The 14,677-nt window shown below is 59.9% G+C and carries 17 protein-coding genes; 13 read left to right on the top strand and 4 right to left on the bottom strand.

Annotation, left to right across the window (positions count from 1 at the left end; genetic code table 11):
- Positions 1-17: 17 nt before the first annotated feature.
- The 4 genes from A6U98_RS09045 to dnaQ are packed head-to-tail and all read left to right on the top strand — an operon-like array spanning position 18 to position 2,793.
- On the top strand, positions 18-617 hold the full coding sequence (locus tag A6U98_RS09045) for a Maf-like protein (protein WP_064649361.1): 600 nt from the start codon (positions 18-20) through the stop codon (positions 615-617).
- The gene (locus A6U98_RS09040; protein ID WP_064649359.1) at positions 610-1,467 is read left to right on the top strand and encodes a shikimate dehydrogenase; all 858 of its coding nucleotides are present in this window, start codon (positions 610-612) and stop codon (positions 1,465-1,467) included. The genes A6U98_RS09045 and A6U98_RS09040 overlap by 8 nt, the downstream gene beginning before the upstream one ends.
- Positions 1,467-2,078, top strand: a complete 612-nt coding sequence (coaE, locus tag A6U98_RS09035; protein ID WP_064649357.1) for a dephospho-CoA kinase — start codon at positions 1,467-1,469, stop codon at positions 2,076-2,078. Before A6U98_RS09040 ends, coaE begins: the two co-directional genes overlap by 1 nt.
- On the top strand, positions 2,071-2,793 hold the full coding sequence (gene dnaQ / locus A6U98_RS09030; protein WP_064649355.1) for a DNA polymerase III subunit epsilon: 723 nt from the start codon (positions 2,071-2,073) through the stop codon (positions 2,791-2,793). The genes coaE and dnaQ overlap by 8 nt, the downstream gene beginning before the upstream one ends.
- Positions 2,794-2,859: 66 nt before the next feature.
- Here dnaQ and secB read toward each other — a convergent pair whose 3' ends face one another.
- Together secB and A6U98_RS09020 are read right to left on the bottom strand one after the other, a co-directional pair.
- A complete protein-coding gene (secB, locus tag A6U98_RS09025) occupies positions 2,860-3,342 on the bottom strand; it encodes a protein-export chaperone SecB (RefSeq protein WP_017995590.1) in 483 nt (160 codons plus the stop codon).
- Between the two features lie 101 nt (positions 3,343-3,443).
- Positions 3,444-3,950 (bottom strand): FxsA family protein, encoded by a 507-nt coding sequence (locus A6U98_RS09020; protein WP_064649770.1) that lies wholly within the window; start codon positions 3,948-3,950, stop codon positions 3,444-3,446.
- A 131-nt stretch (positions 3,951-4,081) separates the two neighbouring features.
- On the opposite strand from A6U98_RS09020, the gene A6U98_RS09015 reads away from it, so the two are divergent.
- The 5 genes from A6U98_RS09015 to gyrB all read left to right on the top strand — a co-directional run bounded on the left by A6U98_RS09015 (position 4,082) and on the right by gyrB (position 9,408).
- The gene (locus A6U98_RS09015; RefSeq protein WP_003544090.1) at positions 4,082-4,786 is read left to right on the top strand and encodes a Tim44/TimA family putative adaptor protein; all 705 of its coding nucleotides are present in this window, start codon (positions 4,082-4,084) and stop codon (positions 4,784-4,786) included.
- Positions 4,779-5,897: a murein transglycosylase A gene (locus A6U98_RS09010; RefSeq protein ID WP_064649353.1), complete on the top strand. Its 1,119-nt coding sequence runs from the start codon at positions 4,779-4,781 to the stop codon at positions 5,895-5,897. Before A6U98_RS09015 ends, A6U98_RS09010 begins: the two co-directional genes overlap by 8 nt.
- The gene (locus A6U98_RS09005) at positions 5,897-6,463 is read left to right on the top strand and encodes a Smr/MutS family protein (protein WP_064649351.1); all 567 of its coding nucleotides are present in this window, start codon (positions 5,897-5,899) and stop codon (positions 6,461-6,463) included. The genes A6U98_RS09010 and A6U98_RS09005 overlap by 1 nt, the downstream gene beginning before the upstream one ends.
- Complete coding sequence (locus A6U98_RS09000; protein WP_003544097.1) at positions 6,460-6,837, top strand: helix-turn-helix transcriptional regulator; 378 nt, start codon at positions 6,460-6,462, stop codon at positions 6,835-6,837. The genes A6U98_RS09005 and A6U98_RS09000 overlap by 4 nt, the downstream gene beginning before the upstream one ends.
- Positions 6,838-6,972: 135 nt before the next feature.
- Positions 6,973-9,408 (top strand): DNA topoisomerase (ATP-hydrolyzing) subunit B, encoded by a 2,436-nt coding sequence (gene gyrB, locus A6U98_RS08995; protein WP_064649769.1) that lies wholly within the window; start codon positions 6,973-6,975, stop codon positions 9,406-9,408.
- Between the two features lie 86 nt (positions 9,409-9,494).
- Here the strand turns inward: gyrB and A6U98_RS08990 are convergent, their stop codons facing one another.
- Entirely contained in the window at positions 9,495-10,094 is a 600-nt protein-coding gene (locus A6U98_RS08990; protein WP_064649348.1) for a nitroreductase family protein, read from the bottom strand.
- 46 nt (positions 10,095-10,140) lie between these two features.
- Positions 10,141-10,425, bottom strand: a complete 285-nt coding sequence (locus A6U98_RS08985) for a DUF2218 domain-containing protein (protein WP_064649768.1) — start codon at positions 10,423-10,425, stop codon at positions 10,141-10,143.
- A gap of 172 nt (positions 10,426-10,597) precedes the next feature.
- On the opposite strand from A6U98_RS08985, the gene A6U98_RS08980 reads away from it, so the two are divergent.
- The 4 genes from A6U98_RS08980 (at position 10,598) to A6U98_RS08965 (ending at position 14,606) form a co-directional block, all read left to right on the top strand.
- Entirely contained in the window at positions 10,598-11,551 is a 954-nt protein-coding gene (locus tag A6U98_RS08980; protein ID WP_082933856.1) for a glutathione S-transferase family protein, read from the top strand.
- Between the two features lie 150 nt (positions 11,552-11,701).
- Positions 11,702-12,544 carry a fumarylacetoacetate hydrolase family protein gene (locus A6U98_RS08975; RefSeq protein WP_064649344.1) on the top strand — a complete coding sequence of 281 codons (843 nt, stop codon included), beginning with the start codon at positions 11,702-11,704 and terminating at the stop codon, positions 12,542-12,544.
- A gap of 204 nt (positions 12,545-12,748) precedes the next feature.
- Positions 12,749-14,026 carry a polyhydroxyalkanoate depolymerase gene (phaZ, locus tag A6U98_RS08970; RefSeq protein ID WP_064649342.1) on the top strand — a complete coding sequence of 426 codons (1,278 nt, stop codon included), beginning with the start codon at positions 12,749-12,751 and terminating at the stop codon, positions 14,024-14,026.
- Between the two features lie 145 nt (positions 14,027-14,171).
- Positions 14,172-14,606: a DUF2852 domain-containing protein gene (locus tag A6U98_RS08965; protein ID WP_017962639.1), complete on the top strand. Its 435-nt coding sequence runs from the start codon at positions 14,172-14,174 to the stop codon at positions 14,604-14,606.
- The last annotated feature ends 71 nt before the right edge of the window (positions 14,607-14,677 follow it).

Raw genomic sequence — 14,677 nt, 5'->3', positions numbered from 1 at the left:
GGCACGCCGAGGAACCCATGACGCCGAAACTCATCCTTGCATCGTCGAGCCCCTTTCGCCGGATGCTGATGGAAAATGCCGGTCTGTCCTTCGAGGCGCATGCCGCAAGGATCGATGAACGGGCCGTCGAAGCGCCGCTGGAAAAAGCCGGCGCTAAGCCTGATGCCGTGGCCCTCGTCCTGGCCAGGGCCAAGGCAGAGGAGGTCAGCAGCCGTTTTCCAGATAGCCTGATCATCGGTTCGGATCAAACAATGTCGCTCGGCGACAGCGTCTTCCATAAGCCGAAAGACCTGGCCGACGCGGCTAGCCACCTTCAAGCTCTTTCCGGCGTAACCCACCGATTGAACAGCGCCGTCGCGATCGTCAGCGACGGCGTGGTCTTGTGGGAACATCTTGCGCATGCGGAATTGACGATGCGGCCGCTGACGGTGGAGTTCATCGCCAGACATCTGGCGCGGGTTGGCGAACGGGCGCTTTCCAGCGTCGGCGCCTATCAATTGGAGGGGGAGGGCATCCAGCTCTTCGAAAAGATCGAGGGTGATTATTTCACCATTCTCGGCCTGCCGATGCTGCCGCTCTTAAAAAAATTGCGAGAACTCGGAGCGATCGATGGGTGATTCACGTGAAACATTGGGGCCGAAAGCATTTGTCACGGGCTTTCCCATCAAGCACTCGCGCTCACCACTGATTCACGGATATTGGCTGAAGACGCTCGGCCTGCCAGGCAGTTATCGCGCTCATGAAGTGGCACCCGAGGCCTTTGCCGATTTCATTCACTCGCTGAAGGACGGCAGTTCCGGCTTTGCCGGAGGCAACGTCACTATTCCCCACAAGGAATTGGCGTTCCGGCTCGCCGACAAGCCGGACGCGCTATCGCGCGAACTCGGCGCCTCCAACACGCTCTGGCGGGAGGATGGTGCCCTGCATGCGACGAATACCGACGGTCGCGGCTTCATCGCCAATCTTGATGAATGCCATCCCGGCTGGGACGGGCATGGCACGGCCGTCGTCTTTGGCGCCGGCGGCGCCAGCCGGGCGATCATCCAGGCGGTCCGCGATCGCGGCTTCAAGGAGATCCACGTCGTCAACCGCACCGTCGAACGCGCGCGTGAACTCGCGGATCGTTTTGGCCCGCGTGTTCGGGCTCACCCGGCCGGGGCGCTTGCCGAAGTGATGAGTGGGGCCGGCCTCTTCATCAATACAACCTCGCTCGGCATGGACGGCGAGCCAGCGCCGCAACTCGACTTCTCACCTCTTGCAGCCGATGCCGTCGTCACCGATATCGTTTATGTGCCCTTGAAGACGCCGATCCTGGTCCAAGCGGAAGAGCAAGGATTTCCCATCGTCGATGGTCTCGGCATGCTGCTTCATCAGGCCGTGCCCGGATTCGAGAAATGGTTCGGCCAGCGTCCCATCGTCGACGCAGCGCTGCGCGCGCTCATCATTGCGGATATGGAAGCACACTGATGCTGAAGATCGGCCTCACCGGCTCCATCGGAATGGGAAAATCGACGGCGTCAAAGCTCTTCGCCGATGCAGGAATCCCGGTGAACGATTCGGACGCCGTGGTCCACGATCTCTATGCCGGCGAGGCTGCACCGCAGGTGAATGCCGCCTTCCCCGGCACGATGAAGGATGGAGCAGTCGACCGGCGTGAACTCGGCCGCCAGCTCGCTCTTGATACTCACGGCTTCAAACGCCTGGAAGCGATCGTCCATCCGCTGGTTCGCAAACGCGAGACGGAATTTCTGAAGCGACAACGCGCCGCCGGCGCCGACATGGTATTGCTCGATATTCCATTACTTTTCGAAACCGGCGCCGAGGCAAGAGTGGATGTCATCGTCGTCGTCAGCACCGATCCACAGATTCAGCGCCAAAGGGTGCTTGCGCGCGAAGGCATGACCGAGGAAAAATTCGACATGATTCTCTCACGCCAGACGCCGGACACGGAAAAACGGCGGCGTGCCGATTATCTGATCGACACCAGTCACAGTATCGCGACGACGAGGGAACGGGTGTTCGAGATCGTCGCCGACCTGAAAACGCGGATTGCCAAGGGAGATTTCCGGAATGCGTGAGATCATCTTCGATACGGAAACAACCGGCCTCGACAACCGCGCCGACCGCATCATCGAAATCGGCGGCATCGAGCTCTTCAATCATTTCCCCACGGGCAACACGATCCACATCTTCATCAATCCTGGAGATCAGAAGGTTCATCCGGATGCGCTCGCCGTGCACGGCATCACCGATGAATTCCTGAAGGACAAGCAGCCTTTCGGGGAAGTTGCCGAACAAATCCTTACCTTCTTCGGCGATGCGAAGTGGATTGCCCATAACGCCACCTTCGATATGGGCTTCATCAACGCGGAATTCGCGCGGATCGGTTTGCCGCCAATCCTGCCGGAAAGGGTGCTCGATACCCTGTCGATGGCGCGGCGCAAACATCCGATGGGGCCGAATTCGCTCGATGCGCTTTGCCGGCGCTACGGCATCGATAATTCGCACCGCACCAAACACGGCGCGCTGCTCGACTCCGAATTGCTTGCCGAAGTCTATATCGAGATGATCGGCGGCAGACAGGCAGCCCTTGGCCTCGGCATGGCCGGAAAATCCAACCAGGCAGCTCGCGGTGACACGGGGATGGAAGACGACGTGGTGATTGCCGCAGTGCTCGAAAGGCCCCGGCCGCTCGCCCCGCGCCTCAGCCAAACCGAGGAACAGGCGCATGAGGCGCTCGTCGCCAAGCTCGGTGAAAAAAGCGTCTGGGCGAAATACGCCAACCTCGATTAAACCGTCCTTAATTGAAAATGCCCGGGACCAGCCCGGGCATCCGCATATCAGACAAGAAAGAGCCGGTCAGTTCGGAACGGCCTGAACCTTAGCGCGGGCCTGTTCTTCGGCAACGCGCTGAGCGAACATTTGCGTGAAGTCGATCGGGTCGATCATCAGCGGCGGGAAACCACCGTTGCGGGTGACGTCGGCAATGATCTGACGGGCGAAGGGGAAGAGCATGCGCGGGCACTCGATGAAGAGAACCGGCAGCATGTGTTCCTGCGGGAAACCGGCAACGCGGAAAACGCCGCCATAGGTGAGTTCGGTATGGAAAACCGTCTTGTCGCCGTCCTTGGCTTCGGCATTCAGCGACAGCACGACATCGAAATCCGTATCGGAAAGCGGGTTAGCGTTGACGTTCACATTGATGTTGATCGTCGGCGCCTTGTCGCGGGCCTGCAGCGAACGCGGCGCACCCGGATTTTCGAAGGACAGATCCTTGGTATATTGCGCAAGGATCGAAAGGGTGGGGTTGGTCGCACCGTTGCTGTTGTTATCGTCTGCCATTGGCTTTTCCTCGAGGGGCATGGGAATGGTGCCGCCATCTAACATTTCAGGGAAGGGCTTACAACCCTGGGCGCTCGGCGCGGTTGATCAGCCGTAGTGCCTCAATCGCCAAGATGTTTGCCGGACCACGGCGAGTTGCGATCCGGCTCTCTATGATAGTCCTCTTCATCGAGATCGACCACCTTCGAGTTCGGCTTGCGGTCGCGGAAATCGGGTTGCGGACCGGAGGAAGAGCCGCCCTTGGCATTGACGACGACGAAGCGTTTGGCGATTGCCCGCCAGACGAGATCGCGCACCGGCGGAATGAGAATGAGGATCGCGATGATATCCGTGAGGAAGCCGGGAATGATCAGGAGCAGCGAGGCGATGACGTTCATCGCCGGCCGCAGCAGGTCGCGGCCCGGCATCACCCCATTCCGTCCTTCGCTCGACATGCGGCGCAAAATACCGATGCCCTGCCGGCGCAGCAGAACCACACCGATAACAAAACCCAGCATGACGAGCGCGAGCGTCAGCCACAATCCGATAGCCCGGCCGACGACGACGAAACCGGCAATTTCGGCGAGCGGCAGCAGCAAAATGAAAGCTGGCAGGATCGAAAAACGCATGTCGGTCATGTCCCGGGCTCGCCGGTCTCCTCTTGTCGCTGGCGAAGATGCCAGCCATCATTTGAATCATCTGTATAGGCAGACTATATGGGAGTACAAATCAGAGATGTTAACGGCGGCTGCGATACGATATGAGTTCGAACGACTTCATCACATTATTTTTCCTGGTGGCGGCTGTGCTGATTTTCTTTCAGCTCCGCTCCGTGCTCGGGCGCCGTACAGGAAATGAGAAGCCGCCGCGCGATCTCTATACGCCGCGGGATGCGGCTCCGGCCGAAGCCGCCGATGCCGGCAAGGTCGTGACGCTGCCGCGACGCGATGCGACGACGGAGGACGAGGATCGCTTCGCCGCCATCGATGCTTTCGCGGCGCCCGGAACGCCGCTCAACGAATCGCTGCGTGCGCTGAACAAGGCCGATCCCGCCTTCAGCCCGAAGGAGTTTCTGAACGGCGCCCGCATGGCTTACGAGATGATTGTCATGGCCTATGCCGATGGCGACCGGAAAACGCTGAAGAACTTGCTGTCGCGCGAAGTCTATGACGGCTTCGATGCGGCGATCGGCGAGCGCGAAGCCCGGGGCGAGAAGGTGAAATCCACTTTCGTCGGCATCGACAAGGCTGAGATCACCCATGCGGAAACGAAGGGCAGCGAAGCACAGATCACCGTGCGCATTGCCAGCCAGCTGATATCAGCGACATACGACAAGGCGGATGTGCTGATCGAAGGCGACGCCGAAAACGTCGCCGAGGTCAACGACGTCTGGACCTTCGCCCGCGACACCCGCTCGCGCGATCCGAACTGGAAACTCGTGGCGACCGAATCGGAACATGAGTGACCACGCATCGGACTTCGTCCTGCAGGCCATAAGCTTCGACACTCTGGAAGGCTGGAAGGATGATGATCCCTCCGGCCTTTTTGAAGTCATGCGAAGCTGCCGGCGGCAGATCACCGATGTCAAACCGTACCGCACCGGATCGCTTGGCCTGAACTCGGAAGACCTGCTTCCGCTTCTCGCCGCCGCCGCAGATTTCACTCCGTCATCTCCGGCGTCGGCGCGCGCCTTTTTCGAGACGCACTGTCGGCCCTTTCTGATTCGCCGCAAGGACGGCAATTCCGGCTTCGTCACCGCCTTCTACGAACCTGATATCGACGTGTCGGAGCGGCCGGACGAAATTTTCCGTTTTCCTTTCTACCGGCGTCCGGACGATCTAATCGATCTCGACGACGCCAATCGCCCCACCGGGCTCGACAAGGCCTATGCTTTCGGCCGTCTGCATGGGGGCCACGTCACTGCCTATCCGGACCGCCGCACCATCGATCAGGGATTTCTCGAGGGCCGCGGCCTCGAAATCGCCTGGGCGAGGTCGAAGGTCGATGTCTTCTTCGTGCATGTGCAAGGTGCTGCCCGCCTGCGTTATCAGGATGGTCGTATCGGCCGCATCACCTATGCCGCGAAGGCCGGCCACGCTTTCTCGGCGATCGGCAAACTGCTCATCGAGCGCGGCGAGATCGATCGGGCGGAGATTTCGATGCAGGCGATCCGTGCCTGGCTGGCGCGCAATCCCGAGCGCGTCGATGAAGTGTTATGGCATAACCGCTCTTATATTTTCTTCCGTGATGCACCGGTTGCCGATCCGCAGGCCGGTCCGATCGCGGCCGCCAAGGTTCCGCTTCTCGCCGGGCGCGCGCTTGCGGTCGACCGGATGATCCATACCTTCGGCTTTCCCTTTTTCATTCGCGCCGAAAGCCTCACCCACCTCGACCAGGGCCGGCCGTTCCGCAGGCTGATGCTGGCGCTCGATACCGGTTCGGCGATCGTCGGGCCGGCGCGCGGTGATATCTTCACCGGCTCGGGGAATATGGCCGGAGAAAGTGCTGGCACCGTCCGCAACGCCGCCGATTTCGCCATCCTCATTCCCAATGCCGCCGCCGGAAGATTCGACTGATGGCCGGGGATCGCAAGCTGAGCGCGGATGAGAGGATCCTCTGGGGCAAGGTCGCCCGCAGCACGCGGCCGATGCCCGCTAAGGCGGGGGTGTTGACCGAACTCGATGCCTTTCTTGCCGAAGCCGAAGCGGCGGCCGAACGGGAACAGGAAAAGCAGACGCCCGCCACACCCATGCCGCTGCAGCCGACAGCACCGTCACCGTCGAAGCCATCGGCCGGGGTGCATCATCCGCTGGAAAAGCCGGTCAAGCGGAAGATCGCCAAGGGCCGGCTGGCGCTCGAAGCGCGGATCGACCTGCACGGGCTGGTGCAGAGCCAGGCCCATGCCATCCTTCTCGATTTCTTGATTCGCGCCCACGAGCGCGGCATGCGCCATGTGCTGGTGATCACGGGCAAGGGCAGCTCGATGGGCAGCGAGGGCGCGCTGAAGCGGGCCGTGCCTCTCTGGTTCTCGAAGCCGGAATTCCGCTACCTGATCTCCTCCTATGAGTCGGCCGCACAGCATCATGGCGGCGAGGGCGCGCTCTACATTCGCCTGTCGCGGCGGCACGGGGAAAGGTCATGACACCCTTCGGAGAGGCGGTTCGCAGGCTGAGAGCGCGCAAGGGCGTCTCGCAAAAGGAGATGGCGGAAGCGCTGAATGTCTCTCCCGCCTATCTCTCGGCGCTCGAACATGGAAAGCGTGGTTTGCCGACATTCGATCTGCTGCAGCGCATCGCCGGTTACTTCAACATCATCTGGGACGAGGCCGAGGAACTGTTCCTGCTCGCCCGTTCTTCGGACCCGCGCGTCGTGATCGACACCTCCGGCCTGCCCCCCGAATATACCGAATTTGCCAACCGGCTGGCCCGGCGGATTCGCAACCTTGACAGTGCGGAGATAGGCCGGCTATCGGCTCTTCTCGAAAATGGCGGTAAAGGCGACGGAAAAGCGTCATAATCCCCTGTTTTATGCCTTGTTTTAGGGGCTTGCCATTGGGAAGTGAGTTCAAAAAACCTATATACGAGAGTGAAGAAAGCCGGTGATTCGCAAGGCGCGCCGCAGCTTTACGACAACAGGGAAAATCTCAACAGAATGAGCGATACATCCGCGACGGAAAACGGCGTAAGCACCGAATATGGCGCAGATTCCATCAAGGTTCTGAAGGGCCTCGATGCCGTGCGCAAACGCCCCGGCATGTATATCGGCGATACCGACGACGGCTCAGGCCTTCATCACATGGTCTATGAAGTCGTCGACAACGCGATCGACGAAGCGCTTGCCGGCCATGCCGACATCGTCACCGTCACCCTCAATCCGGATGGCTCGGTGACCGTCACCGACAATGGTCGCGGCATCCCGACGGACATTCACACCGGCGAAGGCGTGTCGGCTGCCGAAGTCATCATGACGCAGCTTCATGCCGGCGGTAAGTTCGACCAGAATTCCTACAAGGTCTCCGGCGGCCTGCACGGCGTCGGCGTCTCCGTCGTCAACGCGCTGTCCGTCTGGCTGAAGCTGAAGATCCGCCGTCACGACAAGATCCATGAAATGAGCTTCACCCATGGCGTGGCCGATGCTCCGCTGAAGGTTACGGGCGACGCGCCGAACGAAACCGGCACGGAAGTGAGCTTCATGCCGAGCACCGGCACCTTCACCATGACGGAGTTCGACTACGGCACGCTGGAACATCGCCTTCGCGAACTCGCCTTCCTGAATTCAGGCGTCCGCATCCTGCTGACCGACAAGCGCCATTCCGATATCAGGCAGGAAGAGCTGCGTTATGACGGCGGCCTCGAGGCTTTCGTCGCCTATCTAGACCGCGCCAAGAAGTCGCTCGTCGACAAGCCGGTTGCCATCCGCGGCGAAAAGGACGGCATCACCGTCGAAGTCGCGATGTGGTGGAACGACAGCTATCATGAGAATGTGCTGTGCTTCACCAACAACATTCCCCAGCGCGACGGCGGCACGCATATGGCCGGCTTCCGCGCGGCGCTGACGCGCCAGGTCGTTTCCTATGCCGACAGTTCCGGCATCACCAAAAGGGAAAAGGTGACGCTGCAGGGCGAAGATTGCCGCGAAGGCCTGACGGCGGTTCTGTCGGTCAAGGTGCCGGATCCAAAATTCTCCTCGCAGACAAAGGATAAGCTCGTTTCCTCGGAAGTCCGTCCTGTTGTCGAAAGTCTCGTCAACGAGGCGCTGAACACCTGGTTCGAAGAACATCCGAGCGAAGCCAAGATTCTCGTGGGCAAGGTCGTCGAGGCAGCCGCCGCACGCGAAGCGGCCCGCAAGGCCCGCGAGTTGACCCGCCGCAAGGGCGCACTCGATATCGCTTCGCTGCCGGGCAAGCTCGCCGACTGCTCCGAGCGTGATCCGACAAAATCCGAAGTCTTCCTCGTCGAGGGCGATTCTGCCGGCGGTTCGGCCAAGCAGGGCCGCTCGCGCGAGAACCAGGCGATCCTGCCGCTACGCGGCAAGATCCTGAACGTCGAACGCGCCCGTTTCGACAAGATGCTGTCGAGCCAGGAAATCGGCACATTGATCACCGCGCTCGGCACCGGCATCGGCAAGGACGAGTTCAATGTCGAAAAGCTGCGCTACCACAAGATCATCATCATGACGGACGCCGATGTCGACGGCGCCCATATCCGTACCCTGCTGCTCACCTTCTTCTTCCGCCAGATGCCGCAACTGATCGAACGCGGTCATCTCTATATCGCCCAGCCGCCGCTCTATAAGGTCTCGCGCGGCAAGTCGGTGCAGTATCTGAAGGATGAGAAGGCGCTCGAAGAATATCTCATCAGCCAGGGCCTGGAAGATGCTTCGCTGAGGCTCGGTAGCGGAGAGGTTCGCGCCGGCCAGGATCTGCGCGAGGTCATCCTCGATGCCCTGCGCATGCGTGCGCTGCTCGACAATCTCCATTCGCGCTACAATCGTTCCGCCGTCGAACAAGCGGCGATTGCCGGAGCACTCAATGCCGAGCTCGCCAGCGACCCGGTTAGAGCGGTGGCGCTGGCAAACGAAGTGGCAGGGCGCCTCGACATCATCGCCGAGGAAACCGAGCGCGGCTGGCAGGGCGATGTGACAACCGATGGCGGGCTGCGCCTCGAGCGCATGGTTCGCGGCGTCAGGGAAATTGTCGTGCTCGACATGGCGCTGATCGGTTCATCGGATGCCCGTCACATCGACCAGCTGACGGCGCGCCTCAAGGAAATCTATCAGACGCCGCCGTCGCTGCACCGTCGCGAAGGCGACGTCGAAATCTCTGGCCCGCGCGCCCTGCTCGACGCGATCTTTGCGAGTGGCCGCAAGGGCCTTACCATGCAGCGCTACAAGGGCCTTGGCGAGATGAATGCCGAGCAGCTCTGGGAAACGACGCTCGATCCGAATGTGCGCTCGCTGCTGCAGGTCAGGGTCAACGACGCCACTGACGCCGATGGTCTCTTCGCCCGCCTGATGGGCGATGAAGTCGAGCCTCGGCGCGAGTTCATCCAGGAGAATGCGCTGAGCGTTGCAAACCTCGATATCTAATTGTTATTTCAGAAATAAATGGCCCCGCTATCCCTAAGATGGCGGGGCTTTCGTTTGCGCGATATCTGCTTGGCCTTTGGCTTCGCTCAATTCGCGACGAACCGCCCGTTGAAGGCGACCTCGGAGAGCGGCTTGCGCTGGCTGGGGAATTCGCGCGCCTGATTGCGTTCGGAAAGAACGCTCTTGTCGGCCAGCCGGCCGATGGCGACGCCTGCTTCGACCCGGTACCCCTCGGGAATGGCAAAAGCCTGCCTGATCTCTTCATGCTTGATGCCGCCCATGCCATGGGCGTAAAGGCCCGAGAGGCGCGCCTGGATTGCCAGATGCCCCCATGCCGCACCGGCATCGAAGGAATGGGTGTAGCTCGGCTTTTCCTCAGCCGAGCCGGCAGCCCCGGTGAAGGCGCGCGACACGACGAAGATCAGCGCCGATGCATTCCTGGCCCATTCCTGGTTGGAATCGTTGAGCAAAGCGACGAATTTCTCCCAATGTTCCGAACCCTTGAGGCCATAGATGAAGCGCCAGGGCTGGTGGTTGGCCGAGGACGGCGCCCAATGGGCGGCGTCGAGCAGACCGAGCAGCTGCGTCTCCTCGATGATTTCGCCGGTGAAGGCGCGCGGCGACCAGCGGTCGAGAAACATCGGATCGATCGGATGGTCGGATTCGCGGTGATTGCTCTTCGTCATGCTTGTTCCAGGGTTTGGGGCAGAAAATTTGGATCGGGGGCTGGGCTTAGTCCGACCAGACGATGTCGAGTTCTTCGCGAAAGGCGAAGCGTTTGAGATGATCGTCTATGACCTGCTGCATCCTCTCCTGTTGCGAGGGATCGCCGACGGAAAGTATCATGGTCAGCGCCGCATCGTCGGCCGCAAACGTTACCTCGGCCGTATCGCTGAATGGCACCCGCCCCTTCAGAGGATCAAAATCGACGCTGAACTTGTGGCTCCAGTGTTTGCAGAGCTGCTGCAGATAGCGGCTTGCATGTTCGGTCCGTACGACGGCCTTCGAGAGCTGCATTTCGAACTCCACGTCAGTTTGTATAGCAGACACATATTTCCTGCTTCACCGGCTTGGCAAGCGCAGCATCGTCGCAGTTTGGGTGTACAGACTGTCTCCGTCAGAGCGGCCTGACGCCGGCGTCGAAGCAGGATAATCAACCCATTTAGTCAATCGATTGCGGGAGTTGCGCATGCTGGTGAACGGAAAATGGACGGAAGACTGGCAGCCCGTTCAGGCAAAGGACGAAAAGGGCGGCTTCGTCCGTCAGACCTCGAGTTTCCGCAATTGGGTGACCCCGGATGGCAGCGCCGGGCCGACGGGCGAAGCCGGCTTTGAAGCCGGCGCCGGCCGTTACCATCTCTATGTCGCCTATATCTGCCCCTGGGCCTCGCGCACCCTAATCGGCCGCAAGCTCAAGGGCCTGGAAGACGTCATCTCGATTTCGGTCGTGGAGCCGCTGCTGGGCAAGCAGGGCTGGCGGTTCGGTGATTATCCCGGCGCGACGGAGGATCACGTCAACGGCGTAACCTATATGCATGAAATCTATACCAGGGCAGCACCCGATTTCACCGGCCGGGCCACCGTGCCGGTTCTCTGGGACAAGCAGAAAAAGACCATCGTCAACAATGAATCCGCCGATATTCTGCGTATGCTGAACAGCGGCTTCGGCGGTCTGGCAAAAAATCCGATCGATCTTTACCCGGCGGAGAGGCGCACCGAGATCGATGCTTTCAACGATCGCATCTATCCTGCCCTCAACAACGGCGTCTACCGCGCCGGTTTCGCCACCACGCAGATCGCCTACGAAGAAGCCTTTGCCGATGTCTTTGCCTGCCTCGACTGGGTCGAGCAGCAGTTCGAGGGCCGGTCTTTTCTCTTCGCCGATCATCCCATCGAGAGCGATATCCGGCTCTTCGTGACGCTGGTGCGCTTTGACGTCGCCTATCACGGCATCTTCAAATGCAATCTGCGCCGGCTTTCCGACTATGCCAATCTGCGCGCCTTCTGCCGCCGAATGCTGGATTGGCCGGGCATCGGTGAAACGGTGAATCTCGATCATATCAAGCGCGGCTACTATTCGATCGAAAGCCTCAATCCGACGAAGATCATTCCCTCCGGCCCGGATCTGGCGGAAATTTTTTAGAGCATGATGCCGGCAGGTACGGGCGGTTTTCGGCAGAAAATCATCCGAATCGCGGCAAATCCGTACCGCTTCCCGGCAAAGCCGTAATGACACCGATGAATAATTCGTTCATAGGTGGCTGCAAATCCGTTTTCGATGAGGAGGAATTCCATGAAGCTGATGCGTGTTGGCGAAGCAGGCAGTGAAAAACCAGCACTTCTCGATGCCGATGGCAAGATCCGCGATCTCTCCGGTCATGTCGTCGATATCGGCGGTGAAGCCATCGGACCGGCAGGCCTTGCAAAGATAGCGGCCATCGATCCGAAGAGCCTTCCGGAAATCGCACCCGGCCGCATCGGCGCCTGTGTCGCGGGCACTGGCAAGTTCATCTGCATCGGCTTGAATTACTCGGATCACGCTGCCGAAACCGGTGCGACCGTGCCGCCCGAGCCGATCATCTTCATGAAAGCTACATCCGCAATCGTCGGGCCGAACGACAATGTCATCATTCCCCGCGGTTCGGAAAAGACCGATTGGGAAGTCGAGCTCGGCGTCGTCATCGGCAAAACCGCAAAATATGTGACGGAAGCCGAAGCGCTGGATTATGTCGCCGGTTATTGCGTCTCCAATGACGTTTCCGAGCGCGCTTTCCAGACCGAGCGGTCCGGTCAATGGACCAAGGGCAAATCCTGCGACACCTTTGGCCCGATCGGTCCCTGGCTCGTGACCAAGGATGAAATTCCGCAACCGCAGAACCTCGGCATGTGGCTGACTGTCAACGGCCAGAAGATGCAGAACGGCTCATCGAAGACGATGGTTTACGGGGTTGCGTTCCTCGTCTCCTATCTTAGCCAGTTCATGTCGCTGCATGCCGGTGACGTGATCTCGACCGGCACGCCTCCGGGCGTCGGAATGGGCCTCAAGCCGCCGCGTTATCTCAAGGCCGGAGACGTGGTCGAACTCGGCATCGAGGGTCTCGGCACGCAGAAGCAGACCTTCGTAGCGGATCGTTAACGATGCTTCTTGCTGAGAAACTTAAGTTTTCAGCTCGATCATGATGCCGGAAGTCAATTCTGCGGCATTTCTTGTGTGGGTTTGGTTCATCCATGTTGCTGTGCAACAGAAACCTGTTAGTCTGCGGTACGTGCCCGCATTACGGAAAGACTCGATGCATTTCAATCAGCGTCATCTTTTCGATAGAGAAAGGTGGCGCCTTCCATGTTTTATCAGCTTTATGAATTGAACCATGCCGCCATGGCGCCGTTTCGCGCCGCGGCCGATATCATGCGATTTGCCTATGCCAATCCGCTGAACCCGTTCTCCCATACGCCGTTTGGCCGGACGATGGCGGCAAGTCTCGAAATGTTCGAACGCACGACGCGACGCTACGGGAAACCGGAATTCGGACTGAAGCAGACGACGATCGGTGACAAGTCGGTTTCCGTCCGTGAAGAGGTCATCTGGTCGCGACCCTTCTGCAATCTCTTGCATTTCGCGCGCAACGTCCCAGCCGCCAGCCGCAATGACCCGCGCATCCTGATCGTCGCGCCGATGTCAGGTCACTATGCCACGCTCCTGCGCGGCACGGTCGAGGCACTGCTGCCGAGTGCCGATGTCTATATCACCGACTGGATCGACGCCCGCATGGTGCCGATGACGGAAGGCACATTCGATTTCGATGATTACGTCGATTACGTCATCGAGATGCTGCATTTCCTCGGTCACGACACGCATGTCATCGCCGTCTGTCAGCCTTCCGTTCCGGTGCTGGCAGCCGCTGCCGTGATGGAGGAAGCCAGGGATCCGCTTTCGCCGGCGTCGATGACGCTGATGGGCGGCCCGATCGACACGCGCATCAACCCGACGGCGGTCAATAAGCTCGCCCAGGAGCGGTCGCTGCAGTGGTTCTCCGACAACGTCATCATGAACGTGCCCTGGCCGCAGCCGGGCTTCATGCGCCCGGTCTATCCGGGATTCCTGCAGCTTTCGGGCTTCATGTCGATGAATCTTGATCGCCATCTCGTCGCCCACAAGGAGTTCTTCATGCATCTCGTGAAGAACGACGGCGAGCCGGAAAGACATCGCGATTTCTACGACGAATATCTCGCCGTCATGGATCTGACCGCCGAATTTTATCTGCAGACGGTGGAGGAGGTCTTCATCAAGCATTCGCTGCCGAAGGGCGAACTGATGCATCGCGGCAAACGCGTCGATCCGGCGGCAATTCGCAATGTGGCGCTGCTGACCGTCGAAGGTGAGAATGACGATATCTCAGGGGTCGGCCAGACTAAGGCGGCGCAGACTATCTGCGTGAACATTCCCCAAGATATGCGCATGCATTATCTTCAGCCGGATGTCGGCCATTATGGTGTTTTCAACGGCTCGCGTTTCCGCCGCGAGATCGCGCCGCGCATCATCGATTTCGTCCGCCAGCATTCGCGTTCCGCGCTTAAGCCTCCGGTCCCGCGTGTCATCAAGGGCGGCCGGACGGGCTGAATCAGGGATATCTGAATTAGCAAAACGGATTCAAGACCTTGTCCGATTTCGCGGGCAATCGTCTTGAAGGCGGTTATTGCGGTAACCACATCGATTTCAGCGTTCGGTATTCTGCCGGGCGCGGAAAGCGAGGGATACCCGCACGATGAACCAGTCAGCATTGCTTCGACCGGATTGGACTCCGGCTACCATTGCCCTGATGATTCTCGGCTTCATGGTTTTCTGGCCTCTGGGTCTTGCCATGCTTGCCTACATCATCTTCGGCGACCGTCTGCGCGGCTTCAAGCGTGACGTCAACCAGGCGACCGATGGCTTCTTTGCCTCCTGCCGCCGTCCGCATGGCCGTCACCGCCCGCATTTTTCGACCGGCAACGTCGCCTTCGACGACTGGCGCAAGGCCGAACTCGACCGGATGGAGGAAGAGCGCCGCAAGCTTGACGAAATGCGCGAGGAATTCGACTCTTATTTGCGCGAGCTCCGCCGCGCCAAGGATCAGGAAGAGTTCGACCGTTTCATGCGCGACCGCAGGAATGCCAAGCGCGATGACAATGGCCCGGTCGCTGAATACCAGACGCCGTAAACGCCTGAACGATGAATTGATGACCGGCATCTCGCGATGCCGGTTTTTCCATGTCCGCCCTTCCGGCGTCA

This window comes from Rhizobium sp. WYCCWR10014, from assembly GCF_001657485.1.
Taxonomy (GTDB): domain Bacteria; phylum Pseudomonadota; class Alphaproteobacteria; order Rhizobiales; family Rhizobiaceae; genus Rhizobium.
The sequence above is the reverse complement of the archived record's forward strand: the minus strand, read 5'-3'. Positions and strand labels throughout refer to the sequence as shown.

What these genes read in the sequence shown, in the direction of transcription:
- A6U98_RS08985 (WP_064649768.1), bottom strand. Translation starts at nt 10,425, where the DNA reads ATGCAGCTCTCGAAGGCCGTCGTACGGACCGAACATGCAAGCCGCTAT.
- A6U98_RS09005 (WP_064649351.1), top strand. Translation starts at nt 5,897, where the DNA reads ATGGCCGGGGATCGCAAGCTGAGCGCGGATGAGAGGATCCTCTGGGGC.
- A6U98_RS08965 (WP_017962639.1), top strand. Translation starts at nt 14,172, where the DNA reads ATGAACCAGTCAGCATTGCTTCGACCGGATTGGACTCCGGCTACCATT.
- A6U98_RS09015 (WP_003544090.1), top strand. Translation starts at nt 4,082, where the DNA reads ATGAGTTCGAACGACTTCATCACATTATTTTTCCTGGTGGCGGCTGTG.
- A6U98_RS08980 (WP_082933856.1), top strand. Translation starts at nt 10,598, where the DNA reads ATGCTGGTGAACGGAAAATGGACGGAAGACTGGCAGCCCGTTCAGGCA.
- A6U98_RS09020 (WP_064649770.1), bottom strand. Translation starts at nt 3,950, where the DNA reads ATGCGTTTTTCGATCCTGCCAGCTTTCATTTTGCTGCTGCCGCTCGCC.
- gyrB (WP_064649769.1), top strand. Translation starts at nt 6,973, where the DNA reads ATGAGCGATACATCCGCGACGGAAAACGGCGTAAGCACCGAATATGGC.
- dnaQ (WP_064649355.1), top strand. Translation starts at nt 2,071, where the DNA reads ATGCGTGAGATCATCTTCGATACGGAAACAACCGGCCTCGACAACCGC.
- A6U98_RS09045 (WP_064649361.1), top strand. Translation starts at nt 18, where the DNA reads ATGACGCCGAAACTCATCCTTGCATCGTCGAGCCCCTTTCGCCGGATG.
- phaZ (WP_064649342.1), top strand. Translation starts at nt 12,749, where the DNA reads ATGTTTTATCAGCTTTATGAATTGAACCATGCCGCCATGGCGCCGTTT.
- A6U98_RS08990 (WP_064649348.1), bottom strand. Translation starts at nt 10,094, where the DNA reads ATGACGAAGAGCAATCACCGCGAATCCGACCATCCGATCGATCCGATG.
- A6U98_RS09040 (WP_064649359.1), top strand. Translation starts at nt 610, where the DNA reads ATGGGTGATTCACGTGAAACATTGGGGCCGAAAGCATTTGTCACGGGC.
- A6U98_RS08975 (WP_064649344.1), top strand. Translation starts at nt 11,702, where the DNA reads ATGAAGCTGATGCGTGTTGGCGAAGCAGGCAGTGAAAAACCAGCACTT.
- A6U98_RS09010 (WP_064649353.1), top strand. Translation starts at nt 4,779, where the DNA reads ATGAGTGACCACGCATCGGACTTCGTCCTGCAGGCCATAAGCTTCGAC.
- coaE (WP_064649357.1), top strand. Translation starts at nt 1,467, where the DNA reads ATGCTGAAGATCGGCCTCACCGGCTCCATCGGAATGGGAAAATCGACG.
- secB (WP_017995590.1), bottom strand. Translation starts at nt 3,342, where the DNA reads ATGGCAGACGATAACAACAGCAACGGTGCGACCAACCCCACCCTTTCG.
- A6U98_RS09000 (WP_003544097.1), top strand. Translation starts at nt 6,460, where the DNA reads ATGACACCCTTCGGAGAGGCGGTTCGCAGGCTGAGAGCGCGCAAGGGC.